Origin of the sequence: Psychromonas sp. KJ10-10 (assembly GCF_047323245.1) — a bacterium.
GTDB lineage: Bacteria > Pseudomonadota > Gammaproteobacteria > Enterobacterales > Psychromonadaceae > Psychromonas.
The window spans coordinates 3,479,993-3,505,796 of sequence record NZ_CP178826.1; the positions used below are offsets into that span (position 1 = coordinate 3,479,993).

21 protein-coding genes and 7 pseudogenes are annotated in these 25,804 nt (G+C 38.5%); 18 read left to right on the top strand and 10 right to left on the bottom strand.

All coding sequences use genetic code 11. The annotated features are described in order from the left end of the window. The first annotated feature begins 240 nt into the window (after nt 1-240). Both yciH and ACLKMH_RS20045 read left to right on the top strand, forming a co-directional pair. Nucleotides 241-567 (top strand): stress response translation initiation inhibitor YciH, encoded by a 327-nt coding sequence (gene yciH, locus ACLKMH_RS20040; protein ID WP_413699676.1) that lies wholly within the window; start codon nt 241-243, stop codon nt 565-567. 11 nt (nt 568-578) lie between these two features. After that, a complete protein-coding gene (locus ACLKMH_RS20045) occupies nt 579-2,606 on the top strand; it encodes an AsmA family protein (RefSeq protein ID WP_413699677.1) in 2,028 nt (675 codons plus the stop codon). Nucleotides 2,607-2,662: 56 nt separating this feature from the next. Here ACLKMH_RS20045 and ACLKMH_RS20050 read toward each other — a convergent pair. Then, nucleotides 2,663-3,638: pseudogene (locus ACLKMH_RS20050) on the bottom strand (TDT family transporter). Nucleotides 3,639-3,848: 210 nt separating this feature from the next. Here ACLKMH_RS20050 and ACLKMH_RS20055 point away from each other — a divergent pair. Further along, complete coding sequence (locus ACLKMH_RS20055) at nt 3,849-4,634, top strand: LysR substrate-binding domain-containing protein (RefSeq protein ID WP_413699678.1); 786 nt, start codon at nt 3,849-3,851, stop codon at nt 4,632-4,634. Between the two features lie 111 nt (nt 4,635-4,745). Here ACLKMH_RS20055 and aroC read toward each other — a convergent pair. After that, a pseudogene (gene aroC / locus ACLKMH_RS20060) lies at nt 4,746-5,835 on the bottom strand (chorismate synthase). A gap of 101 nt (nt 5,836-5,936) precedes the next feature. Then, nucleotides 5,937-6,852 (bottom strand): annotated as a pseudogene (gene prmB / locus ACLKMH_RS20065) (50S ribosomal protein L3 N(5)-glutamine methyltransferase). A gap of 54 nt (nt 6,853-6,906) precedes the next feature. On the opposite strand from prmB, the gene ACLKMH_RS20070 reads away from it, so the two are divergent. The 12 genes and pseudogenes from ACLKMH_RS20070 (at nt 6,907) to ACLKMH_RS20125 (ending at nt 19,746) form a co-directional block, all read left to right on the top strand. Next, entirely contained in the window at nt 6,907-7,092 is a 186-nt protein-coding gene (locus ACLKMH_RS20070; protein WP_413699679.1) for a hypothetical protein, read from the top strand. Then, nucleotides 7,092-7,445 (top strand): annotated as a pseudogene (smrB, locus tag ACLKMH_RS20075) (endonuclease SmrB); the annotation flags it as partial. The gene ACLKMH_RS20070 and the pseudogene smrB, both read left to right, overlap by 1 nt. 365 nt (nt 7,446-7,810) lie before the next feature. Then, nucleotides 7,811-10,897 (top strand): EAL domain-containing protein, encoded by a 3,087-nt coding sequence (locus ACLKMH_RS20080; protein ID WP_413699680.1) that lies wholly within the window; start codon nt 7,811-7,813, stop codon nt 10,895-10,897. 335 nt (nt 10,898-11,232) lie between these two features. Beyond that, nucleotides 11,233-11,907 carry a GntR family transcriptional regulator gene (locus tag ACLKMH_RS20085; RefSeq protein WP_413699681.1) on the top strand — a complete coding sequence of 225 codons (675 nt, stop codon included), beginning with the start codon at nt 11,233-11,235 and terminating at the stop codon, nt 11,905-11,907. A 3-nt stretch (nt 11,908-11,910) separates the two neighbouring features. Continuing rightward, a pseudogene (prpB, locus tag ACLKMH_RS20090) lies at nt 11,911-12,790 on the top strand (methylisocitrate lyase). A gap of 69 nt (nt 12,791-12,859) precedes the next feature. Then, on the top strand, nt 12,860-13,999 hold the full coding sequence (gene prpC, locus ACLKMH_RS20095; RefSeq protein ID WP_413699682.1) for a 2-methylcitrate synthase: 1,140 nt from the start codon (nt 12,860-12,862) through the stop codon (nt 13,997-13,999). A 9-nt stretch (nt 14,000-14,008) separates the two neighbouring features. After that, nucleotides 14,009-16,658 (top strand): annotated as a pseudogene (gene acnD, locus ACLKMH_RS20100) (Fe/S-dependent 2-methylisocitrate dehydratase AcnD). A 44-nt stretch (nt 16,659-16,702) separates the two neighbouring features. Further along, nucleotides 16,703-16,798, top strand: coding sequence for a hypothetical protein (locus tag ACLKMH_RS20105; RefSeq protein ID WP_413702416.1), 96 nt, complete (start codon nt 16,703-16,705; stop codon nt 16,796-16,798). Further along, entirely contained in the window at nt 16,774-17,013 is a 240-nt protein-coding gene (locus tag ACLKMH_RS20110; RefSeq protein ID WP_413699683.1) for a PrpF domain-containing protein, read from the top strand. The genes ACLKMH_RS20105 and ACLKMH_RS20110 overlap by 25 nt, the downstream gene beginning before the upstream one ends. After that, the gene (locus ACLKMH_RS20115) at nt 16,940-17,188 is read left to right on the top strand and encodes a PrpF domain-containing protein (protein WP_413699684.1); all 249 of its coding nucleotides are present in this window, start codon (nt 16,940-16,942) and stop codon (nt 17,186-17,188) included. Before ACLKMH_RS20110 ends, ACLKMH_RS20115 begins: the two co-directional genes overlap by 74 nt. 37 nt (nt 17,189-17,225) lie before the next feature. Beyond that, nucleotides 17,226-17,843, top strand: a pseudogene (locus ACLKMH_RS20120) (PrpF domain-containing protein). Nucleotides 17,844-17,865: 22 nt separating this feature from the next. Continuing rightward, the gene (locus ACLKMH_RS20125; RefSeq protein ID WP_413699685.1) at nt 17,866-19,746 is read left to right on the top strand and encodes a propionyl-CoA synthetase; all 1,881 of its coding nucleotides are present in this window, start codon (nt 17,866-17,868) and stop codon (nt 19,744-19,746) included. 61 nt (nt 19,747-19,807) lie between these two features. On the opposite strand, the gene ACLKMH_RS20130 is transcribed toward ACLKMH_RS20125, so the two are convergent. The 7 genes from ACLKMH_RS20130 to ACLKMH_RS20160 all read right to left on the bottom strand — a co-directional run bounded on the left by ACLKMH_RS20130 (nt 19,808) and on the right by ACLKMH_RS20160 (nt 24,644). Then, nucleotides 19,808-20,797 (bottom strand): DUF1513 domain-containing protein, encoded by a 990-nt coding sequence (locus ACLKMH_RS20130; RefSeq protein ID WP_413699686.1) that lies wholly within the window; start codon nt 20,795-20,797, stop codon nt 19,808-19,810. Between the two features lie 73 nt (nt 20,798-20,870). Then, entirely contained in the window at nt 20,871-21,875 is a 1,005-nt protein-coding gene (locus ACLKMH_RS20135; RefSeq protein WP_413699687.1) for an imelysin family protein, read from the bottom strand. Nucleotides 21,876-21,936: 61 nt separating this feature from the next. Continuing rightward, nucleotides 21,937-22,146 carry a di-heme oxidoredictase family protein gene (locus ACLKMH_RS20140; RefSeq protein WP_413699688.1) on the bottom strand — a complete coding sequence of 70 codons (210 nt, stop codon included), beginning with the start codon at nt 22,144-22,146 and terminating at the stop codon, nt 21,937-21,939. Further along, nucleotides 22,107-23,033, bottom strand: coding sequence for a di-heme oxidoredictase family protein (locus ACLKMH_RS20145; RefSeq protein WP_413699689.1), 927 nt, complete (start codon nt 23,031-23,033; stop codon nt 22,107-22,109). The genes ACLKMH_RS20140 and ACLKMH_RS20145 overlap by 40 nt, the downstream gene beginning before the upstream one ends. Nucleotides 23,034-23,077: 44 nt before the next feature. Next, nucleotides 23,078-23,284, bottom strand: coding sequence for a hypothetical protein (locus ACLKMH_RS20150; protein WP_413699690.1), 207 nt, complete (start codon nt 23,282-23,284; stop codon nt 23,078-23,080). Nucleotides 23,285-23,398: 114 nt separating this feature from the next. After that, a complete protein-coding gene (locus ACLKMH_RS20155) occupies nt 23,399-24,031 on the bottom strand; it encodes an imelysin family protein (protein WP_413699691.1) in 633 nt (210 codons plus the stop codon). Beyond that, nucleotides 23,973-24,644: an imelysin family protein gene (locus ACLKMH_RS20160; protein ID WP_413699692.1), complete on the bottom strand. Its 672-nt coding sequence runs from the start codon at nt 24,642-24,644 to the stop codon at nt 23,973-23,975. Before ACLKMH_RS20160 ends, ACLKMH_RS20155 begins: the two co-directional genes overlap by 59 nt. Before the next feature lie 159 nt (nt 24,645-24,803). Here ACLKMH_RS20160 and ACLKMH_RS20165 point away from each other — a divergent pair, with 159 nt between their 5' ends. From ACLKMH_RS20165 to ACLKMH_RS20175, 3 genes are read left to right on the top strand one after another with little or no spacing between them, the layout of a single operon-like run. Further along, complete coding sequence (locus tag ACLKMH_RS20165) at nt 24,804-25,118, top strand: multicopper oxidase domain-containing protein (protein WP_413699693.1); 315 nt, start codon at nt 24,804-24,806, stop codon at nt 25,116-25,118. Between the two features lie 32 nt (nt 25,119-25,150). Next, on the top strand, nt 25,151-25,399 hold the full coding sequence (locus tag ACLKMH_RS20170) for a multicopper oxidase domain-containing protein (RefSeq protein WP_413702417.1): 249 nt from the start codon (nt 25,151-25,153) through the stop codon (nt 25,397-25,399). Between the two features lie 13 nt (nt 25,400-25,412). Next, nucleotides 25,413-25,775: a hypothetical protein gene (locus tag ACLKMH_RS20175; RefSeq protein ID WP_413699694.1), complete on the top strand. Its 363-nt coding sequence runs from the start codon at nt 25,413-25,415 to the stop codon at nt 25,773-25,775. Nucleotides 25,776-25,804 lie beyond the last annotated feature (29 nt).

Here is a 25,804-nt window from a genome sequence, read left to right on the forward strand (position 1 = left end):
GGAGCCTCGATAATACAAAATGCTAAAAAAGGAAGGATTCTACAATATTTACATACCTGTTACCATTGAAGTTGTAAAGATCTACAACTAAATAATTAAAACAAAAATTGCAATCAGCTTAACGAAACAACTTATTTGTTGTAAAAAATAAAATAAAAAGCAACCCATGTTTTTGATCAAACTTAAATCACTCTCTGTTAGACTGTGCTAGTAACTAACTTTTGTAAATAAGGAACAAGCATGGACTTAAGTGAACTTAATTTAGTTTATTCAACGGATGGTGGCAAAATTGAGCAACCTAAAGTAAAAGAAAAACCTCCTGAGGGTGATGGCATTATTCGCTTGCACCGAGAAACCAAAGGCCGTAAAGGTAAAGGAGTGACATTAATAAAGGGCTTAAACTTAGATGAAAAAGCGCTTAAAGCATTAGCTAAAGATATTAAAAAACGTACAGGTACAGGCGGTGCTGTTAAAGGTTTTGTTATTGAGATTCAAGGCGAGCAACGTGAATTAATCAAAACAATATTAGAAAAAATGGGTTACACAGTAAAATTAGCTGGCAGTTAAAGGAATATAAAATGAAATTATTACTTAAAATTTTTATCGGCGTTATTGTATTAATGTTTGTAACCATTGCCCTATTAATGGTGTTTGTAGATCCAAACAATTATAAAAGTGAAATAGAGGCACAGGTCAAAAGCAACCTTAATCGTGACTTACATATCAATGGCGACATTGGCTGGACACTCTATCCGCAACTTGGTTTTTCAAGTGGCGAAATACAGTTGGATAACTTAGCTGGATTTAGTCGCCCTCACCTCCTCAAAATTAATGAAGCGTCATTAGGCATTAATATTTTACCATTATTAAAGGGTGAAATATCAATTGGGAAATTAACCCTAAATGGATTTGAAGTTACCCTGTTAACTGACAAACAAGGCGTGTCTAACCTTGATAATATGGGCGCAGAAAAATCCTCAGAAACGCAAGTAACGACAGAAACAGAAACCACTAACGATGAAGGTGATGCACCTTTCTTTGCTTTTAATAAAACCCAATTAGAAGGCATTGATGTTAATAACGCTATTATAGAAGTTGAAGATTTACAGGCAAATAGCTACCAAAAAATTACTATCAATGAAATTAAGCTTGGTGAGTTTGCCTTTGATAAAGAAACAGACTTTGCCATTAATACTAAATTAATCATTGATGATATGCAGGCGGACATTCAATTAAGCTCATTAATTTTAGTCAATGAAGCTCTTTCTAATGTACAAGTTAAAGCATTACAGGTAGATACGTTAGTAACAGCAAATGCATTACCAAATGGGCAACTAAAAAGCACCTTAAAAACGGATGTCGACTTTGCCGTTAATGAAAATAAAGTGACTTTAAATGGCCTTGATATTAATACCCAAATTGAAGCAGACAACCTTCCAAATAAGAAAGTCAGCACCCAATTTAATGCGGCTATTACCTATTTACTCGACTCTCAACTTGCCTCTATCAATAACTTAAAACTTAAAGTAGATGATATAGAACTGGCAGGTGAAGCAAGTGTACAAACGGGTAATATTACCAAAGTGCGTTATCAACTAGAAACTAACACCTTGGATCTCAATAATTATATTACTAAAACAGAGGACAGTAATGAAAGCGATCCAGCACCAACAAGCACAGAAACAGCGGAAGAGGTTGAACCCGATTTAAGCTTCTTGAATACCTTAGATATTGACGGTCAGTTAAATATTGCAGGCGTGAAGGTTGATAACATTGAAATAGGTCAAATCAAAAAACACTTGATCATCAAAAGTGGCAAAGCACAAATAAAACCATTAACAGTAGAGTTATACGAAGGTTTGTTAACACTTAATTCAGAAGTCAGTGATAGCAAAGGTGCTAATGCATATAACGTCAGCACTAGTCTAAAAGATGTTCAAATCCGTCCCTTATTAACCGATGTCGCTGAATTGGATATATTGAGTGGTACAACAAACTTCAACTTTAGTGGCCAAGGACAAGGTCTGACAGCAACTAAAATAAAACAGGGGTTAGTGGGTAAAGGTGACTTTGAATTACTTGATGGCGAACTTTATGGCGTAAATATTAATCAGGAAATTCGTATATTAAAAGCAAAAATCACAGGCCAAACTCTGCCAACAAGTGACAGCATTAAAAAGACAGATTTTGCTTCATTAACGGGAGGTTTCACTATTGATAAAGGCCTAGTGAATAACCAAAAGTTATTAATGTTATCACCTGTTATGCGTCTCGATGGCTCAGGGTTAGTACAAATCATTAATGAAACCTTAGATTATAAGCTAAGCATTAGCCCTCTATCAAAAAGCACAGAAGAAACAGATTATGTTGATCTTAACGGGGTCACTATTCCAATGTTAATTAAAGGCAGTTTTACTGATCCTAAAATTTCATTAGATACTGAAAGTGCCTTACAAGGGCAACTAAAAGCCAAAGCTGATGCATTAAAAGCAGAAGCGAAGGAAAAAGTTGAAGCTGAACTTGAGAAACAAAAGGAAAAAATTGGTTCTAAAGTAGAGGAAAAATTAGGCAGTGAATTAGGTGGGAAACTAAAAAGCCTATTTTAATTATCCCATCATTGATAACGGTTAATGCTCAATTTTTAGTTTATTGTTTAATAAACTTAATGAGCAATAACCACTTTTTGCTTCACTTTAATTGGATTAAAGTGAAGCAAATAACGTATTGAAACATACCCCACCATCACACTTGCCACAATCAATTCGAAATAAGCTACTGACTCTATTAAATTAGCTAATTGTAAATTGCCACCATTTGCTAACAAATACTGATTAGTTTTAAACATTGCTGTCGCCCCTATCACTAAAGGAAAGGTAAAGGCAGAATATGCAGGGCTAAAGGGTAATCGCAACAACTTAATAAAAGAGTAATAAATAAACAAGGTCATAGATAATGCAATCACAGCAAGTAACGCAACCACTTGGTAACTTGGGTTTGCAGTCACGGTTAAATAACCCGCTAAACTTAAACTTGCAGGCGCTCGCAAAAATAGCAATGGTTGGTTTTTCCTGCTCAACAATTTTATGGTACAAAAAATAACGATATAACAGTGTTGGTAACAAAACAGAGTAAGCAGTAAAACCAAATAATACCAATGCATTAGCTATCTTAATTAAGTCTCCACCAGGAAAAGATACCGCCCCGACTACAATACCAACAGGTGGAATAAACCAACTCGGTAAAACATGTTCGAATTTAAAATCTTTTAAACGGTAATAAATAAAAACAACTAAAAAAGACAAATGAAGCGCTATAGTTGCAAGCCATAAAATTAAAGCGAGTGAGTGATTCGAATGATTAATATTATTTGCTATCACCATAGTCGCCATTGCAAAAGTAGGCACAACACTGCCACGTAAATGATGAGAAAGATCGCTTTTTAGTAATTGCGGATTAAATACAAACTTCAACAATAATGCTAACAATAATATTGACGCCACAAAGGCGCCACTCATTTGTGCTTGTCCTTGAAAGCGAGAGCTACTTTCCCAACACCAACCTAAACTTGCAATACCTAAGGCTAATCCAGCTAAAGCAGTCGGTACATCGGCAAAAATATTAGCTATTTTATTTTTCATTTTTACTCTCCAGTGTGAATATATTAAGAGTGTATTCAACACTTAAGATTAAAAATAGTTTAAACTATTTAACAGTATGTTAAGTTTTAATTAACAGGATTAAAATGAATATTACCCTAAAGCAATTACAAGTATTTATCTGTATTACTCAAGAAAAGACAATCACAGCCTGCAGACTGAAAAACTTTTTTGAGTAAACCAGCTGTCAGCATGAGTTTATCTGAGTTAGAAAAACAACTCGGGCATTCGCTTTTTGAGCGAAAAAATAATCGTTTGTTTATTAATGATTTTGGTAAACAACTATTACCCCTTGCAGATGAACAAATTGAACGCAGTAAACTCATTGCTAGCTTATTCAGTAATAACACAACCCTTAGTGGGAAGTTACGTATTGGTGCCAGTAATACACTGGGTAATCATTTATTACCGCTATTACTTGCTGATTTCCGCAGACAATTTGACCATCACAATCAATCATTATTGATTGACAATAGCCAAACCATTGGTGAACAAATTAAGGAATATGAATTAGATATAGGTTTAGTTGAAGCAAACCTATTTGACAGTCATCTACAATCGATCAAATGGTTAAAGGATGAGATGGTAATTGTAGCTAATAAAGACCATCACTTAGCAGACAAAAAACATTTAAATATTAATGATTTAGAAGGGCAACAATGGATTTTACGTGAGCCAGGTTCAGGTAGTCGTACTTTTTTTATTAATCAAATTGGTCGAAAGTTAAATCACTACCATGTTTCATTAGAGCTTAAGAGTACCGAAGCAATCATAAACTGTACCAGTGCTGGTTTAGGTATAGCCTGTATTTCCAAGGTAGCTGTACGTCATGCCCTAGCTGATAAGCGTTTGAAAAAACTAAATATTAATGTGGATATGCATCGAGATTATTGGTTAATTTGGCACAAAGACCGTTATCAAACCCCATTATTAAAACAATTTATAAACTTTAGCAAAGACTGGGAATTGCCCTTTTAAAAACAAGAGGTAACTCAGCACTTTTTCAAAAGAAAATATTTTTAGTAATTTGGGCGATAAATGCTCAGGGCTAGGCATAAATAGCGACGCCCTGAGTAGTTACAATTCAGGTTATTTAAGTTTTGGTGTGCTGGTATGCACATGTAAATTTTGTGCTCGATGGCGTAACAGATGATCTAATAAAGTGATCGCCATTTGCGCTTCGGCAATAGGTACCGCACGAATACCAACACAGGGATCATGACGCCCTTTAGTAATCATTTCAGTCGCTTCACCTTCTGTGGTAATCGTACGACCTGGAATAGTTAAACTAGAAGTTGGTTTAAGTGCAATTGAAGCAAGAATATCCTGTCCCGTTGAAATACCACCTAAAACACCACCCGCATGATTTGATAAGAAACCTTCAGGTGTCATTTCATCTCTATGCTCAGTGCCTTTTTGATTGGCAACAGCAAATCCATCACCAATTTCAACACCTTTAACCGCATTTATGCTCATCAATGAATGTGCAAGTTCAGCATCAAGACGGTCAAAAACAGGTTCGCCTAAACCAACAGGTACACCAGAAGCAACCACTGTCACCTTAGCTCCAATAGAGTTACCCTCTTTAATCAACGCTTTCATATAATCTTCAAGCGCAGGGATTTTACTGCTATCAGGGAAGAAGAAAGGATTATTTTCAACTTCATTCCAATCGATAATATCAGGGGTAATATTACCCAATTGGCTTAAATAACCACGTATTTCTACTCCTAAAAATTCTTTTAGGTACTTTTTAGCAATCGCACCAGCGTGCAACACGCATTGCAGTTTCACGTGCAGAGGAACGACCACCGCCACGGTAATCACGGTGCCCATATTTTTGATGATAGGTATAATCAGCATGACCAGGACGAAATAGATCTTTAATCGCAGAATAATCCTTTGAACGCTGATCCGTATTTTCAATTAATAAACCTATGCTACAGCCCGTCGTTTTACCTTCGAAAACACCAGAAAGAATTTTTACTTGATCTCCCTCTTGACGCATTGTGGTATAACGAGATTGGCCAGGACGACGACGATCTAAATCTTGTTGTAAATCGGCTTCACAAATTTCAAGTCCTGGGGGAATACCATCAACGATGCAACCGAGTGCCACACCGTGACTTTCACCAAATGTCGTCACTTTAAAAAGTTGACCAATACTACTTCCTGCCATTATTTTTTCCCTAAGTTTGTAAACACGCAATTTAATATGGGTGTTTTTTTGCTCTTAATTAAATCTCGAAATTAAAAATAAACTTGTTTAAATTAAGAAAATTAATTGATTTCTATATCTTGCAACTGTTGTTTGGTTAACACAAAAACACCATGCCCACCGGATTTAAATTCAATCCACTGAAAAGGTATTTCTGGGTATTTTTGTTGCAAATGTACCTGTGAATTACCAACTTCTACAAATAATAAACCATTATCCGTTAACATGTCTGCTCGCTTGGCTTAACATTTTACGCACCAAATCAAGCCCATCAAAGCCACTTGCTAACCCTAATTCAGGTTCATGCCTAAATTCATCGGGTAAGTTTGCCATATCTTCTTCATCAACATAAGGTGGATTTGAGACAATCAAATCATATTTTTCATTTTTAATATTAGAAAATAAATCCGATTGCATCGGAATAACTTGCTGTTCTACACCATGGCCTTGAATATTAATTTCTGCAACTTCTAGAGCATCATCGGAAATATCTACAGCATCCACATAACTATTTGGAAATGCGTAGGCGCAGGCAATTGCAATACAGGCACTGCCAGTACAAAGATCTAAAATTCGCTCTGGCTGAGTTGTTAACCAAGGTTTGAAACCTTCGTTGATCAATTCAGCAAAGGGAGATCGTGGCACTAAGGTGCGTTCATCTACATAAAACTCAAGGCCAGCAAACCAAGCGGTATTCGTTAAATAGGCCACAGGAATACGTTGCTCAATACGTTGATTGATTAAATCAACCAGCATTTCTCGTTCCTGGCGTAATAGCCTGGCATTTAACATTTCTGTTCCGCCATTTAATGGCAGACTCAAAGACGGTAAAATAAGTTGCAATGCATCATCTAAAGCATTATCACTACCATGGCCATAAAAAAGTCCAGCTTGATTAAACTGAGTGGTAGCAAAACGTAACATATCCTGAATAGTTTTCAATTCGGTGATAGCTTCTTCGCGGAAATTCGATTCCAATTTTTTCTCCAATTAAGTTAAACTGCCTGTTCAAAATATAAAGCGAGAAAAACCATGACAAATGAAAATAGTAGTGATGACTTTTCGCTATTTAGCGCAGAATTCTCAGGTATTAAAAAGTTAAAGCAGGATACCATAAAACTGCCCTCTAAAAACATTAAGAAAAAACAACTTATCAAAGAGAAAGCAATGCTACCTTTGAAACTGAGTATTTTTCTGATCAATTTGAACCACTTTTAAATTCTGAAGGGCCGGTTCGATACCAACGAAGTGATGCTGAAAAATACCTTATGAAGCAACTTCGTCGTGGTGATTTTTCACCTGAAATCATTCTTGATTTACACGGTCTGACTCAAATTGAAGCAAGACGTGAATTAGGTGCATTAATCGCCTGCTGTAAAAAAGAAGGTTTATATTGTTGTAGTGTATTGCACGGTGTAGGAACCTATGTACTAAAAAAACAAGTGCCTTTATGGTTAGCTCAACACCCCGATATTCTCGCTTTTCATCAAGCTCCTCTTGAATTTGGAGGACATGGCGCTTTACTTGTATTAGTTGAACTTGCTGACTGGCAAATGAAACCAAGGGGCTAGTTATTATCGATTAGTAACTCCCTCCTATAGCCTTACTTCAATTGGCCATCGATAGAGCATTCATTCTATCTATGCTCTATTCACTTGAAAGAAAAAACAACAAGCCTTGAACAGATACATAGAAAACACACATATCACAAAAAAATATAAATAACAGGCGCTAATATTTATATAAAAAACTTTCAAGTAAACCTCATTCTTTAAAGAATCAGCGAGTTATTTATAGCGTGAGGTATTAATTCTTCATAAATAAGCTATCATTATTTATCATGTACCATTCAACATTAATAAATCATTCATTGGATATATATTAAAATGTCGTTTAACCTTTCTTCAGCGTTCCCTACTACGCTTTTTTGGGGGTAATGTTACTCTTTTTTCCTGGAATCCTGTGGTTAACGCAGTATCCAAAGATATCGTTACAATACAATTACGCTGGCATCACCAATTTCAATTTGCAGGTTACTATGCTCGCTTTAGAGAAAGGTTATTATCGTGATGAAGGCATTGAAGTCAATTTACGAAGTGGCGATCCCAATCATCAACCTGTTGAAGAAGTTTTATCTGGGCGAGCATTATATGCGACCGGAAATAGCGAAGTATTATATCAGCGTTTACAGGGTAAGCCTTTAATTGCACTAGCCGCTATTTTTCAGCACTCTCCTTCTGTTTTAATAACAAAACAAGAATCCGGCATCCGAACCGTTCATGATCTGATTGGTAAAAAAGTCATGTTGGCAAATCGCTATGAGGATGCAGATTTTCTGACCATGTTGCTTAATGAAGGCATTTCATTATCACAACTGGATATTGTACCAAGCAGTTATCAACTTAGTGATTTGATTTCAGGGCAAGTCGATGCATTCAATTCCTACACCACAAATGAGCCATATCTCCTTGAACAAAATAATATTGCTTTTAATGTTATCGACCCTAGCACCTATCGTATTGATTTTTACAGTGATATATTTTTCACTTCCGAGAGAGAATTTAAACTTAATCCGCAACGCGTAGAAGCAATGCGTCGTGCAACCTTAAAAGGTTGGCGTTATGCGATGGATAACCCACAGGAAATTATTGACCTTCTTAAGTCCAAGTATCATATCACTAAAACACAGGAGCATTTGCGCTTTGAAGCACAAGCGATGCGCAAATTAATTATTCCTAACTTAATTCAAATTGGTCATATGAACCCAGAACGTTGGAAGCATATGGCGGATACCTTTATCCGATCAGGTTTAATCAAGGATACTCGCTACCTTGATGGATTTATGTATGATACTAAACCACCAGAAATTCCTGCTTGGGTACACCCTTTTCTAGCAACCACTATTTTATTAGTGATGTTAACGACATCAATTGTCTTCTACCTGCATCGTTTTAACCGCCGTTTATCACTAACACAAACGACATTATTAGAAAGTGAAGGACGTTTTAAAGCACTTAGCGAAGCGACCTATGGTGGTATTGTTATTCATAACAAAGGCATTATTCTAGAGTGTAACAGTGGCTTATCTGATATGTCAGGATACAGCTATGCTGAACTGATTGGTATGAATGGCCTTGAACTGATAGCCCCTGAAGATACAGAACTTACTAAACAAAATATGCATAGTGCTAGCACAGAGAGTTATGAAGTTTCTGGTATTAGTAAAGATGGCACAAAATATCCCATTGCTATTAAAAGTAAAAATATCTTATACAAAGGCCATAATGCACGGGTTATGGAAATTAGAGATATTTCAGTGCGGAAAAAAACCGAAGAACAATTAAAATTAGCGGCCAGCGTATTCACCCACGCTCGTGAAGGCATTGTAATCGCTGATATGCAGGGTAACATTGTTGATGTCAATGAAACCTTCTCTCATATCACCGGTTATAGTCGTGAAGAAGTATTAGGCACTAACCCTTCAATATTATCTCAAGGTCGTCATAGTGTAGAGTTTTTAGATGACATATGGACATCTTTACGAGAAACCCATGAATGGTCTGGGGAAATATGGGAAAAACGCAAAAATGGCGAAAAATTCGCGACCTTAGCCACCATCAGCACAGTATATGATGCTAAGGAGAATATAAAAAACTATGTGGCACTTTTCTCTGATATTACCCATATGATGCGACATCAACAACAATTAAAACATATCGCGCATTATGACACATTAACTAACCTGCCTAATCGTATGCTACTTTCAGAGCGATTAAAAAATGCTATACACCAAAGTAATCGTCGCCAACAATCCATTGCGGTAGTATATTTAGATTTAGATGGCTTTAAAGCTGTTAATGATAATTATGGCCACGGTATTGGAGATGAGTTATTAATTAAACTCGCCTCTTTAATGAAAAAATCACTACGCGCGAGCGATACTATTGCACGTATCGGAGGCGATGAATTTGTTGCGGTTTTGGTTGATATAGAAAATCAAAAAGACTATGAACTAGCATTAGAACGACTATTACAAGCGACCATGAGCCGAGTCAGTATTGGTAATCGCTCTATGCAAGTTTCAACAAGTATCGGTGTAACAATATATCCCCATGATAATGTCGATGCTGATCAACTCATTCGTCATGCAGATCAAGCTATGTATATAGCAAAACAAACGGGTAAAAATCGTTTTCACCTATTCGATGTTAATCAAGATAAATCAATCCAAAGCCAACATGAAACCATTGAACATATCAAACAAGCGCTAGAACAAAATCAGTTTGTATTATACCACCAGCCGAAAATAAATATGAAAACAGGTAAAGGAATTGGCACAGAGGCCTTAATACGTTGGCAACATCCTGAACGCGGTTTGTTATCCCCTGCTGATTTTCTACCAATGATTACTAATCAGCCTATTAGCATCGAGCTAGGAGACTGGGTGATTAATAACGCCTTAGATCAAATTGCCAAATGGCAACTTGCGGGTTTAGATATTGACGTCAGTATTAATATTGATGCTTATCAATTACAGCAAAATAATTTTGTTGAAAAACTTAGTGAAGCACTCTCTAAAAGAACAATGATAAATCCCTCTTTATTGCAATTAGAGATTCTAGAAACCAGTGCCTTAGGTGACATGGAGGAAGTACTTCCTATAATGCAATCCTGTATTGATATTGGTGTTAGCTTTGCAATTGATGATTTTGGAACTGGATTTTCATCATTAACTTATCTTAAGCGACTAACTGTTGATATGTTAAAAATCGATCAAAGCTTTGTCAGAGATATGCTAGAAGATCCTGATGATCGCGCAATCGTGATGGGAGTAATAGGTTTGGCTTCTGCCTTTAATCACCAAGTTATTGCCGAAGGTGTGGAAACAGCAGAACATGGTATGCAGTTACTTTCTCTGGGCTGTGTATTAGCCCAGGGTTATGGCATAGCACGCCCTATGCCCGCAGAAGATATAGAGCCATGGGTAAAACAATGGAAAATCAATCCTACTTGGCTAGCTTAAAACTACATCAAAATAAGTGGCACAATCAGCTGTCACTGCAGATAGTCGTTATGCCCTACTTTGCTCAGACAGGAAAAAGCAACATAACAGCGATATTGTTAACACATTTAGAGTCTAACCTTTAACGGCTTAAACGCTCAATCCCTCATTTTTATACCACTCCTCATAACTCATCATGGTCAGTTTTTGTGACGTGACAAGATTTTTTGCCAATAGAAAGCTAAAAAAACACAAATTGTTAACAATAAAGTTGAAATGAAACATTTAAAGCATATTATTTAACCATCAATTAACAAACTGTCAACAAACAATAGACCTAGCAATTAGGATAAAAAATGAAAAAATCTGAAAACGAAAATAAAGAACAAATAAAATCAGATAACTTAACAGAACGCTTAATTGAAGCAATCGTTAGTGGCGAATACCCTGCTGGCAGTAAAATCTCTGAGCCTGAATTGGCAAGAGTCTTTAATGTCAGCCGAGGCCCACTTCGAGAAGCCATGATGCGTGTTGAATCTTTGCATTTAGTAGAAAGAATTCCACACGTTGGCGCACGTGTTATCAATCTTAGTTTAGAAAAGCTAACTGAACTCTATGCCGCTCGTGAAGCTCTCGAAGGCATGGCGACTAACCTAGCTTGTAAAAATATCACCGATGAAGAGATAGAGACACTAGAAATATTACTTGCTCGCCATCAATCACATATTGAAGAAGTCGAAGGTGCTTCCTATTTCTATCAAGAAGGCGATTTTGACTTCCATAATTTGATAATCAAAGCCAGCAAGAATGAAAAGTTAATCACTTTATTATGTGGCCAACTATATCACTTAGTACGCATGTATCGTAGCCAATCCCCACAAACAAATGCACGCCCAGAAAAAGCACTATATGAACATGTTGCCATTTTAAATGCCATCAAAGCACGTGACCCAGAACTAGCAGAGATGCTAATGCGTCGACATATAAAAAACAGTCGTTTATTAATCGAAAATGAATTGTTAGAGGAATAGAAAATGAGTCCAGGTAAAAAATTTAGACAAGCGATTACAAACAATAAGCCCTTACAGGTTGTAGGCACGATTAATCCTTATTGTGCAATGATGGCCGAACAACTTGGCCATCAAGCAATATATTTATCGGGAGGTGGTGTAGCCAATGCTTCCTATGGTTTACCTGATTTAGGTATGACATCACTCAATGATGTGATTGCAGATGTGCAAAGAATTACATCTGCATCTAGTTTGCCTTTATTAGTTGATATCGATACGGGTTGGGGAGGCGCCTTTAATATTGCCAAAACTATTAGAGATATGGAAAAAGCAGAGTGCCGCCGTACATATAGAAGATCAAGTTGCCCAGAAACGCTGTGGCCACAGACCCAATAAAGAAATTGTCTCCACACAGGAAATGGTAGATCGCATCAAAGCGACTATCGATGCTCGCACTGATAAGGACTTCTTTATTATAGCAAGAACAGACTCATTTGCGCAGGAAGGATTAGAGTCTGCTATTGAACGTGCTAAAGCCTACGTAGCGACTGGAGCGGACGGTATTTTTGCAGAGGCGATTAAAACAGAAGCGCATTATCGCGCCTTTTCTGAAGCCATTGATGCGCCAATTCTAGCCAATATTACTGAATTTGGTGAAACAGAATTATGGAACAAACAACAACTTGGTGAATGGGGTTGCGCTATGGTTTTGTATCCACTATCAGCCTTTAGAGCGATGAATAAAGCGACTGAGTTAGTCTATAAAACATTATTAACTGACGGTGATCAAAAAGCGGTTTTAGATACCATGCAAACCAGAATGGAGCTGTATGAATATCTTGGTTATCACCAGTACGAACAAAAATTAGATGCTTTATTTGCTGAGGAAAAGAATAAATCCTAAGCAAATACAAAGAGTAATAAAAGAAAGTAGGCATATTGAATATGTTGTTAAACAATGAATAAGGAAAACATGATGACTGGAAATATTGGTGGTGCAGGATTACGTGGACAAAGTGCAGGCGAAACAAAGTTATGTACAGTCGGTCAATCAGGTAGTGGCTTAACTTATTGTGGTTATGATGTGGCAGATCTCGCAGAAAATTCAACCTTCGAAGAAGTCGCATATTTATTGTTTAATGGCGAATTGCCAACACAATCACAACTCGATAGCTATAAAGTTGAATTATTTGCACTACGTGACATCCCAGGTTCATTAAAAAGTGTACTCAAACTGATCCCTGCCGATGCTCACCCTATGGATGTGATGAGAACCGGCTGTTCATTTTTAGGTAATCTCGAACCTGAACAAGACTTCTCACATCAACGCCATGCCGCCAACAGGTTATTAGCGACTTTTCCTGCGATTATGTGTTATTGGTACCGTTACTCGCATCAAGGTGTGGAAATAGATTGTCAAACAGATGAGCCATCACTGGGTGGACATTTCTTAAAATTACTTAATGGTAAAACCGCTTCAGAACAACATCAGCGTGTGATGGATGTTTCCCTAATTTTATATGCGGAACATGAGTTTAATGCCTCCACTTTTGTCGCCCGTGTTTGTGCTTCTACCCTATCGGATATGTTTTCTTGTATTACTGGTGCAATAGGCACATTACGTGGTCCTTTACACGGTGGTGCAAATGAAGCGACCATGGACATGATTTCTAAATTTACCTCTCCAGAAGATGCTAAAACTAAAATGGCACGGATGTTAGAACGTAAAGAAAAAATAATGGGTTTTGGTCATGCCGTTTATCGAACCTCTGACCCGCGTAATGTGGTGATAAAAGCTTGGTCAAAAAAATTGGCTGAAGAAAATGGTGATACTAGTTTGTACGATATTTCAGTTGCCTGTGAAGAGTTTATGTGGGCCAGCAAAAAGCTATTCTGTAATGCTGATTTCTTCCATGCATCCACTTATAACTACTTAGGTATTCCAACTAAACTATTTACGCCTATTTTTGTTTGCTCGCGATTAACTGGCTGGGCGACTCATGTGATGGAGCAACGTGACAATAATCGTATTATCCGCCCAAGCGCCGATTACACAGGTAAAAACCCTCGCATTGTCACCGAAATAAGTGAACGTGTTGAAATGCAATTATAGGGGTAGACTATGAATACTAATTACCGAAAATCCTTACCTGGCACTTCACTAGATTATTTTGATGTGCAACAGGCTGTTAATGATATCAAAGCAGGTGCTTATCAAAGGCTACCTTATACCTCTCGTGTCTTAGCAGAGAATTTAGTACGTCGCTGTCAGCCAGAGCACTTAGTTGACTCTTTAAAGCAATTAATCGAACGCAAACAAGATTTAGATTTTCCTTGGTTCCCTGCTCGTGTAGTTTGTCATGATATTTTAGGACAAACAGCATTAGTTGATTTAGCCGGTTTACGTGATGCAATTGCGCGCTAAAGGAGGCGATCCAGCTAAGGTCAACCCGGTTGTGCCAACACAACTTATTGTGGATCACTCGCTTGCCGTAGAACATGCTGGTTTTGAAAAAGATGCCTTTGATAAAAATCGCGCCATCGAAGATAGACGTAATGATGATCGTTTTCATTTTATTAATTGGACAAAGGAAGCCTTTGAAAATATTGACGTTATCCAACCTGGTAACGGCATTATGCATCAAATTAATTTAGAAAAAATGTCACCCGTTGTTCACAGTCGAGATGGTGTTGCCTTCCCTGATACCTTAGTGGGCACAGACAGTCACACTCCACACGTTGATGCATTAGGGGTTATTGCTGTAGGAGTCGGTGGTTTAGAAGCTGAAAGTGTTATGTTAGGTCGTGCTTCTTATATGCGTTTACCCGATATTGTTGGCGTTAACCTCTCTGGAAAACGTCAAGAAGGCATTACCGCCACCGATATCGTTTTAGCATTAACTGAATTTCTACGTAATCAAAAAGTCGTTTCCTGTTATCTCGAATTTTTCGGTGAAGGCGCATCTGAACTGACCCTAGGGGATCGTGCAACGATTTCAAATATGACACCTGAATTTGGTGCTTCGGCGGGTATGTTTTATATTGATGACAAAACCATTGATTATTTGCGTTTAACAGGCCGTGATGAACAACAGGTGCAATTAGTCGAAACCTATGCCAAACAAACCGGGCTGTGGGCTAATGCGCTTAAACAAGCACAATACCAACGTGTATTAAACTTTGACTTATCGACTATTGGAAGAAACATTGCAGGCCCTTCAAATCCTCATCGTCGCGTTGCAACCGCAGATCTAGCCAGTAAAGGTATATCAGGCTACGTAGAAAATAATGTAGATAATAATAGTGATGATAATTTAATGCCCGATGGCGCTTGTATTATTGCCGCTATCACCAGTTGTACCAATACCTCTAATCCACGTAATGTTATTGCGCGTACCCTACTCGCTAGAAATGCTAATAAGCAAGGGTTAACACGTAAACCCTGGGTAAAAACTTCCCTAGCGCCAGGCTCGAAAGCGGTTCAATTATACTTAGAAGAAGCAAATTTATTAACAGAAACTAGAGCAACTTGGCTTTGGCATTGTAGGTTTTGCTTGCACCACCTGTAATGGTATGAGTGGCGCATTAGATCCTAAAATTCAACAGGAAATAATTGACCGAGATCTTTATAGCACCGCAGTCTTGTCAGGAAACCGTAATTTTGATGGACGTATTCACCCCTATGCTAAACAAGCCTTTATTGCATCACCTCCTTTAGTTGTCGCTTATGCTATTGCTGGCACTATTCGATTTGATATTGAAAAAGATGTGTTAGGCATTGGCATTAATGATAAAGAAATCACTCTAAAAGATCTCTGGCCAAGTGATGCAGAAATTGATGCCGTCATTGAAAAATGTGTTAAACCAGAACAATTCAAAGCAGTTTACCAACCCATGTTTGATATTAAAGTTGACTATGGAGACAAAGCTAAGAGCATCAGTCCACTTTATGATTGGCGTCCACAAAGCACTTATATACGCAGACCGCCATATTGGGAAGGCGCCTTAGCAGGTGAACGTCAACTGAAAAATATGCGCCCTCTTGCAGTCTTAGGTGACAATATCACCACAGACCATTTATCGCCCTCTAACGCCATTATGTTAGACAGCGCGAGCAGGCGCTTACCTTGATAAAATGGGCTTACCTGAAGTTGATTTCAACTCCTATGCAACACACCGTGGCGATCACTTAACAGCACAACGAGCAACCTTTGCTAATCCTAAATTATTTAATGAAATGGCAAATGTTAATTGCGCGACAAAACAAGGCTCCTTTACTCGTGTTGAACCAGAGGGCGAAGTGATGCGTATGTGGGAAGCAATTGAAACCTACATGCAACGTAAACAGCCCTTAATTATTGTAGCTGGCGCAGATTATGGGCAGGGTTCCTCTCGAGACTGGGCAGGCTAAAGGCGTGCGTTTGGCAGGTGTTGAAGTGATTGTCGCAGAGGGATTTGAACGTATACATCGTACCAATTTAGTGGGAATGGGCGTATTACCCGTAGAATTTATGCAGGGTGAAAATCGCCAAACCTACGCGATTGATGGAAGCGAATGCTTTGATGTAGTCGGCGAAAGAAGCCCGGGCGCAATATTAAAGCTACTCATCAAGAGAACTAACGGTGAACAACTAAGTATCGATGTGAAATGTCGTCTCGATACCGCAGAAGAAGTATCAATTTACGAAGCTGGCGGTATTTTACAGCGCTTCGCGCAAGATTTTCTTGATTCTTCTAAGGAAGAAAATATTAAAGAAAGGGCTGAAGCATGAGTGAAATAACTTTTCCACCTCAACTAAGAATTGTCGCTACTTATATGCGTGGCGGTACAAGTAAAGGGTTGTTTTTTAATAATCAGGATCTACCCAAAAAGCACAGGTTCCTGGTTTGCTTCGTGATCAAATATTATTAAGAGTGATCGGTAGTCCAGACCCCTACGGCAAGCATACCGATGGTATGGGAGGCGCAACCTCAAGCACTAGCAAAACCGTGATCCTCTCTAAAAGTAGTAAACAAGATCATGATGTCGATTATCTATTTGGGCAAGTTGCCATTGATAAAGCCTTTATTGATTGGAGCGGCAACTGCGGTAACTTATCCGCAGACCGTTGGTGCTTTTGCCATTAATGCAGGGTTAATCGACAAAATGCTTATTCCTGAAAATGGTATCGCGATAGTGCGTATTTGGCAGGTCAATATTAGTAAAACCATTATTGCTCATATTCCAATTTGTAACGGGCAGGTGCAAGAATGTGGTGATTTTGAACTAGACGGTGTGACCTTTCCAGCTCGCCGAGATTAAAGTCGATTTTATTAGCCCTTCCGATGCAAGCAATGCCATGTTTCCAACGGGAAAGCTGATTGAAACACTTGAGGTTCCTGAACTAGGCTCCTTTGAAGTCACAATGATCAATGCAGGTATTGCCACGGTTTTTTTAGATGCTAAGGCTCTTGGATATTTAGGCACTGAAGGACAGGAAGCGATTAATAACGATGCGATAGCCTTGCAAAAATTTGAAACTATCCGCGCTTATGCCGCATTAAAAATGGGTTTAATAGATGATATTGAGCAAGCAATCAGCCGACAACATACGCCTAAAATAGCCTTTGTGAGCCCTGCTCAAGACTATATTTCATCAAGTGGAAAACACATCAATAAAACTGATATTGACCTCAATGGTCTCGTGCGTTGTCTATGGGTAAATTACACCATGCAATGATGGGTACCGCAGACCGTTGCCATTGGTACAGCGGGAGCTATTCCCGGCACCTTAGTTAATTTAATGTCAGGAGGAGGCGAACCTCAATCTATTGTTTTTGGTCACCCCTCTGGCACCTTAAAAGTAGGTGCAAAAGCAAAACAAGTAGACGGCCAATGGGCAGTGGAAAAGGTTTCAATGAGTCGTAGTGCAAGAATATTAATGGAAGGTTGGGTGCGTATTCCAGCAATAAAATAGCGAATAGAAAAGGAAAATGACGATGTCCGGATATCAAAGTGAATTTGAGCTAGCTAAAAATAATCCATCAGCATTTTGGAAAAAACAAGCTGAAGCCATTGAATGGTATAAGTTTCCAGAAACTATATTACAAAAAGATGAAAATGACATTGATCGTTGGTATTCGGACGGACAATTAAACACTTGTTTTCTAGCACTTGATTATCATGTATTAAACGGTCGAGGTGAACAAACAGCGCTCATTTATGACTCGCCCGTTACAGGACAAAAGCAATACTATAGCTATAAACAATTAACTAATCAGGTCGCTCGTACTGCGGGTATGCTTGCTGAAATGGGTGTAACAAAAGGTGATCGGGTCATTATTTATATGCCAATGATCCCTGAAGCCATGATGGCGATGTTAGCCTGTGCACGTTTAGGTGCGATACATTCCGTTGTATTTGGTGGCTTTGCGGCCAACGAGTTAGCCATTAGAATTGAAGATGCAGAACCGAAAGTGATCATGGCGGCTTCCTGTGGTATCGAAATTCAAAAAATTATCCCTTATATGCCAATGGTCGATAAAGCCATTATGGATAGTCGTTGGAAACCAGAGAAAGTCATCGTTTTTCAACGTCCTGAATGTGTCGCAGAACTTAACCATGAGCGCGATATAGATTGGTCAAAACAGGTTGCAACCTCTGCTTCTCATGATTGTGTTCCTGTTAATGGTACAGACCCTTTATATGTTTTATATACTTCTGGTACCACAGGAAAGCCTAAAGGCGTGGTACGTGAAAATGGTGGTCATGCCGTTGCCATGAAATACAGTATGTCGGTTATTTACGATGCTAAACCCGGCGATGTTTATTGGGCGATCTCAGATGTGGGTTGGGTAGTTGGTCACTCATATATTGTTTATGCGCCCCTTATTCATGGTTGTACGACTGTTTTATATGAGGGTAAACCCGTTAGAACACCTGATCCCGCCGCATTTTGGCGAGTTTGCCAAGAACACAAAGTTAATATCCTGTTTTCTGCCCCGACGGCTTTTAGAGCAATTAAAAAAGAAGATCCTAATGGTGAATTAATTAAACAATATCCGATGTCTGACTTACGCACTATCTTTATGGCCGGTGAACGTTTGGATCCGCCAACACTGGCATGGGTAGAAGAGAAAACTCAACGTCCAGTGGTGGATCACTGGTGGCAAACAGAAACAGGCTGGGCTATTTCTGGAAACCCATTAGGTTTGCAACAATTCCCATTAAAAGCTGGCTCCTCAACCAAACCAACACCAGGCTTTGATGTGCAAATATTTGATGAAGCAGGACAACCTTTAGAAGCTAATGCACAGGGCTTTATTGTTATCAAGCGCCCGCTTCCACCAGGTTGTTTAGCCACTGTATGGCGTAATCATGACCGTTTTCAAAGTGGTTATTTAACACAGTTTCCTGGTTATTATGTATCAGGTGATGGCGGTTATATTGATGAGGATGGATATTTATTTGTAATGGGCCGTATTGATGATGTTATTAATGTTGCAGGACATCGTTTATCAACCGGTGAAATGGAAGAAATTTTAGGTGCCCATGATGCTGTCGCAGAATGTGCGGTAATTGGTGCTCATGATGAGTTAAAAGGTCAAATACCCTTTGGTTTTGTGGTTTTAAAAGATGGTTATTATTCTGTTGATGGGAATATCGAAAAAGAGTTATTACTCAAAGTGCGTAATGAAATAGGTGCAGTTGCTAGTTTTAGAAACGTAATCATTGTTAATCGATTACCAAAAACACGATCTGGTAAAGTATTACGCAGAACCATCAAGCAAGTCACCGATGGTGAGCAATATGTTACTCCCTCAACCATTGATGACCCAAGCAGTTTAAGTGAAATTGAACAGGCCTTTAATCCTCAATAGTATTTCATAAACAGCTATTTAAAAGTACAAGGGAAATTTACTTTCCCCTTTTTAAATCAGGCTAACCTAGCCAAATGGCCATATGATTATCCCAGTGCCACTGAGTTTGTCGGCTTTTACCGGTCACATTTAACTCTCCATTACCAGTGCTGACTGTTTCTTGGTTCTGATATAAAAGCGTGCCACAGACTTCATTTAGTGGTTGAATATGATGCATCTTATTATCTTCAATAGACCAAGTAGCAAAACATCCACCACGGGGTGACGTCGCTACTATTTTTGTCTCATCAATAGCAACACTGCCAATGTAATCATCAAAACGTAACCAAGTTTCTTCCGAAGCGACCAAAGGCGTTGCTTGCTTTTCACCTAACTGGTGACGATAAATTAACGATGGAATATCTTCATCACCTTGATACTGGCAAGCAAAAGCAACAATACCTTTTGTGTTTACCCCTAAATGGCGAATACTCAACTGATGATCATCTATACTTATCTTTTGTGTTATTTGCCCTGTTTTTTTATCGATATAAAGTAACGCGGGTTGCATGCTATCAATATTTAGCTTTTCACGTCCCGATGTTTTTATTCCGCCGAGCGCTAAAATAAGATGCTGATCATCAGGGTGCATAACAATTTCATGTCCACCAAGTCCAAAATCATTAATTAACTGGCCAACTTTTTTTATCTGCTTACCTAATTGATAAATACCGATGCGGGTTTGTGATGACTCACTATCTCCTTCTGTAACGTACAGCAGGCCTTGCTGATCAAAAACACCATGGCCAAAGAAATGTTTTCCCGCTTCAATCTGATATTGATTAATCGCTTCACCTGTTGATGGCGAAAACTGGATAAAATAGTTATCGGGTCGACGTGCAAACACCACGGCTTGTTGATGTGCTTGGTCAATAGTAATGCCATGTCCGCGTGACGGTAGAGGTGTTTGACTTAAGGTATTTCCCTGTAAATCACTGCCCACTAAAAAGTATTGCTCTTGGTGTTTAGCACAGGCATATAAAATGGGGGTATTGCTCTCGCCCCTCAGCAAAACTCAGTGCAGGAAAAAGCCCTGCTAGACTAAGTTGTGCTGAAAAACGCAAAAAATCACGACGTAACATAGATTAATCACCATCCGTTGCATTAAAGCCAACCACAATCTTAAGTGCAACGGGCACTTCTTCCTGTAATTGGTAGGTCAATGTATCCATCGACATTTTACTCAGAAACACTTGTCTTAACCCTGATTTATCACTTAATAGTTTTTTTAGACTTGGCTCATTTGGCCAATTACTTAATAAAGTCTCAAAAGTTCCTTCAATACTTTCCGATAAATCAGTCTGTTTTTCATTTATTAACTGTGGTTTTACACCTTCTACAAAATATTGATGTAACGCTTGATAACTAGTTTTAAGCAGTAACATCGAACTTTCAGAGCGCCATGCTTCTGCTTGATAAGGTCGCGGTTGCGCATTACCCCAAGGAGCATCAAACTTCTTATTGATATAACTTAATTGGTGCGAAAGTTCTGCAACAATATGTTGTTCAATATCCTTTTGTTGCTTAGAATCTTTACTTTGCACCAATAAACTCGGTGCATATTGCTCTGACCAAGCACTACTAATACGCTGGCTATTGTTTCCTAAATTATTAGCAATTGCCGTTGCTAAGGAACAGTTTTCAGCATTGAGGGTTTGCTCAAAAATTAATAGCTCCAATGCGCCTAACCCTTTCACCGCAACACTTTGCTCACTGATTTTTTGTGTATTCCAATCACTTTCCTGAGCTTGCAATAATTGTTTTATCTTACGTCCAGTAATATCTTTTTTGTCAGGCCAAAATTGGAAAGACCAAGCTAGATCAAATTCAGTGATCGGCCCCTTTGTAACGCCTTGAAGTGGCATCCAAGCTTGCATAGTATTTAGCCAATTTTGTTGGATATTTTGTTGTGACTTAGCAAAATCATCAGCCAAACAAAAAGCGTTAATTGAATCTGCTAAAGCATGCGTTTTTTGCTCAAAATTTTGGCTTTGTTGTATTCTTAATGTATTAATTTGTTCAACTAAATTAACTTCAGTACTTATTGCTGGCGTTGCAACTAAGCAACTCAGTAGTAATATTTTTTTCATGTTTTAAAGCCTATTTATAAAGAATTAAGGAATGCCAATAAGGCTTCACGTTCACTTTTGCTTAATGCGAGAAACCAGATTGTTTTGCCTGCTCAGCTTCACCACCATGCCAAAGAATCGCCTCTAGAATATTACGTGCTCGACCATCGTGTAATAAAAACGTATGGCCATTAACTTCCTTTTGATAACCAAGTCCCCACAGAGGTGGCGTCCGCCATTCCTGTCCATTTGCTAAAAACTCTGGCCGATTATCAGCGAGTCCAATACCCATATCATGAAGAAGAAGATCCGTATAAGGCGTGATTGCTTGCTCGGACAATGCGGGTAATTCATCCCTTTTGCTGTTGTATACTGGCTAACATGACAAGATTGACAGTTCGCCTGCTGGAAAATTTGCTTACCTTGCATTACTTTTTTAGAGTTCATATTACGGCGTGCTGGCACAGCAAGGTGTTGACTATAGAACTCAACAAAATCAAGGATTTTATCGCTTACCTCTAACTCGCCACCATGAGGAGCATTCTTACAAGCCACTTGCTTATCGGTACAATCATCACTTAAAAAGAGTCTAGAAGTCAGGCCTAAGTCACCTGAGAAGGCAGATGCATTTTGTTGCATTAAGTTAGGTTGACCCGCTTTCCAGCCAAAACGACCTAGGGTTGTTTGTTTCTTTTCTACGTCCCAAACATAATTAGCCTTGCCACTAATACCATCATTATTTGCATCATCGGGGTCTGCGTTAGCTAAAATATCCGCTTCACTGATGGTTTCTAATAATCCTAAACCAATCATCGTTGGAGCAACACGTACAGACATCATAATATCTTTATGCATAGGGCCATATTTTAAATCACTAATAGTTAGCGTTGGTTTACGTAATTCAACTTCAAAACCATCCTTAAAGGTCTCTTTATGGTAATCGTAACTTATTTGCACTTGCCCTTCAGAGTCTATGCCTTGAATGGCCATATCCTGTAACTGCCCACCATAAATAGGATCGCCAATAGTTCCTTCTTTGATAAGGCGTGCTTGTTGTTCTGCTGTGCTTGCTGGAATACTTAAACGCACTAACATACTAATTGCGTTTGGCTCGCCCGCTTCTTTAGCTTTACCACGACCATCTTTGATGTGGCAACCCTGACAAGCATTGGTATTCATAACTGGACCTAATCCATCTCGCGCATCAGTACTCGCTGGTGCACTTACCCAAGGGTTACGAAAAAACTATTACCAACACTAAAATCAATACGTTTCATTAATTCTAAATTACTAGCGGGCATGGAATATGCGTTACTACCGGTTTGCTTTGTGGTTGTACCACCACCCGATTTTGCAGATTCAGCAATAACCGAGCTACTTATAAAAAATGAAGATAGAAAATAAAGTATATTTTTTCGAAATTTAGTCATATTTTTAAACTTAAAAAGGACGGAAAGACCGTCCTGTTTTTTCAATGTATTACATCAGATTTGATGTCACTTAAGTTGTCTTAATTAATTGCTTAAGACAACTTAAAAAGTTAATTAAAACTCATGGTCAGCAGTATCTGAATTAAGGTTATTAACACCTAATACTGCAGATGCTTTTTCAATTTCAACTGTTTGTGCAACTAAACTCTTAATTGACGCAGTTACTAATTCATTACCGCTTTTGTTACCTGTTGCAATCAGTTGGTCAAATGCTATGCCGTTTTCTGCTGATTCAACTAATGTATGGACTTGCTTATCGGTCGCAGAAACTGCTGTTGAAGTTTGCGTCGCAATAGACTCATCGCTCTTAGCTACTAACTCGTTAAGGCTTGGGCCAATGACTCTTGTGCCATCTATACGAGTATAACTACCAAACCACACATTACTAATACCTTTTTGATTATAGTAGTGAGAATTATGAGTATTATCAGAGAAACAATCGTGCTCATCTTCAGGCGAATTAGCTTCTAAAGCTACTTTCATACGTTCACCCGCCAATTCACCTAGAGAAAGCGATCCCATACCAAATAACATAATACGTAAACCTTCAGTAGGTGCTTTTGCAGTTAATTCACTACGGTAATTCTGACCGTTATCTGCCCATTCCGATTGCATCCAAGTCAGGTCATTAACTAATAACGTTGATGCTCGCCTGTAGATATTCAGCACGACGATCACAATTTCCACCAGTACACCCTGCACCTTCTACAAAGTCTGTATAAGCACGAGCACCTGCGCCTGAATTTGTGCCGTTAAGATCTTGTCCCCATAAAAGGAACTCAATAGCATGATAACCTGTTGCAACATTTGCTTCTGAACCAGCTAGTTCATTTAAGCTAGCTAATAAATCAGGAGTAATTTCACTAACATCAAGGGTATTGTTACCTACTTGAAGTGTTTTATTAGCAATAATATTTGCCGTTGCACCTGCATTACCTAATTCATGATGGTAAGCACCCGCTTTAACATAATCTATCATGCCTTCATCAAGAGGCCATGCATTTAACTGCCCTTCCCAATCATCAACCACTACATTGCCAAAACGGAAAACTTCACTTTGTTGGTATGGAACACGAGTCGCTAGCCAAGCTTTTTTTGCTTGCTCTAAAGTAGCTTTAGATGGAGAAGCAATAAGGGTTTTAATCGCAGTATCAAGCTCTTTAGCCGTCGTTCCAGCGTCTTGGTATACCGCTAACGCAATATCAGCATAATGATTAACAACATCTTTAGGCTCTGTTGCTAAGGCATTTTGACTAATAACTGTTGCGCTAATAAGTAATGCTAAGGCACTTTTTTTCATGTTAATTTCCCTTTATTTCGACAATAATAATATATCGTTAATGGTTATGATTATCATTAACCTTGATTTGCTAATTGTAAAACTAATTGATAATGATTTGCAATAACAATTAATAAAAAAGTTGTTATAATATGTTGGTTAATATTATTAAGGATTTTTATGCCACTTTCCCGTCGCCAATTTATTAGTAGTGCTTTGCTTTTACCCATTAGTTCCTTATTGCCTCGCATTTCCTTAGCAAGTGATGAAGAAGGCTTTGATTATGTATTAAAGGCACAGCAGGCTACTCTCGATATTACGCCTGGTGGTTTAACAGAAGGTTTAGCCTTTGATGGACAATTTCCCGCCCCTGTTATTCGAGCGCAACAAAATAAAAAAATTCGCATCAAATTTATTAATCAATTAACAGAGCCAACGACCATTCATTGGCATGGTTTACGTATTCCTATTGAAATGGATGGTGTACCCTTTTAAGTCAAGCACCTATTCAACCTGGCGATTTTTATATTTACGAATTTACGCCACCCGATGCAGGTACCTTTTGGTATCACCCTCACGTCAATAGCCTTGAGCAATTAGGTAAAGGCTTAGTCGGTGCATTTATAGTTGAAGAATCTGAGGCAGAGCAAGCTGAACTTGGCTTTGACCAGGATATTCCTTTAATACTTAAGAACTGGCATTTAGACGATCAAGGCCAATGGTTACCATTGTCGACACCAAGACAAGTCGCACGTATGGAACCCAGGACGAATTGAAACCATTAACGGAATGATTGCTCCAGAGTTAAAAGTGCAAGCAGGTGCTTTAATACGCCTACGCTTTTTAAATGTCGATAATACGGTCATGTATCGCTTGGTTATACCTGAAAACTTAAATGCTAAAGTGATAGCGATTGATGGAAATGCGATTAAACATCCCTTTGCATTAAAGGATGCATGGGCAATGGGGCCAGGTATGCGTTTAGATATCGCTTTTATTGCCCCAGCAGAGTCAGAACAAATAATTAGCATTAAAAACCGTCAGGGTAAGCTTAATTTCAACTTTTTCACCTTAAAAACGCAGGGAAAAGAGAACCAAAAAATAAAAATATTCCTACCCTGCCGGCTCCTGTTATTCCTAAACCGAACCTAGACAAAGCAGAAGTAATTAATTTCACCTTT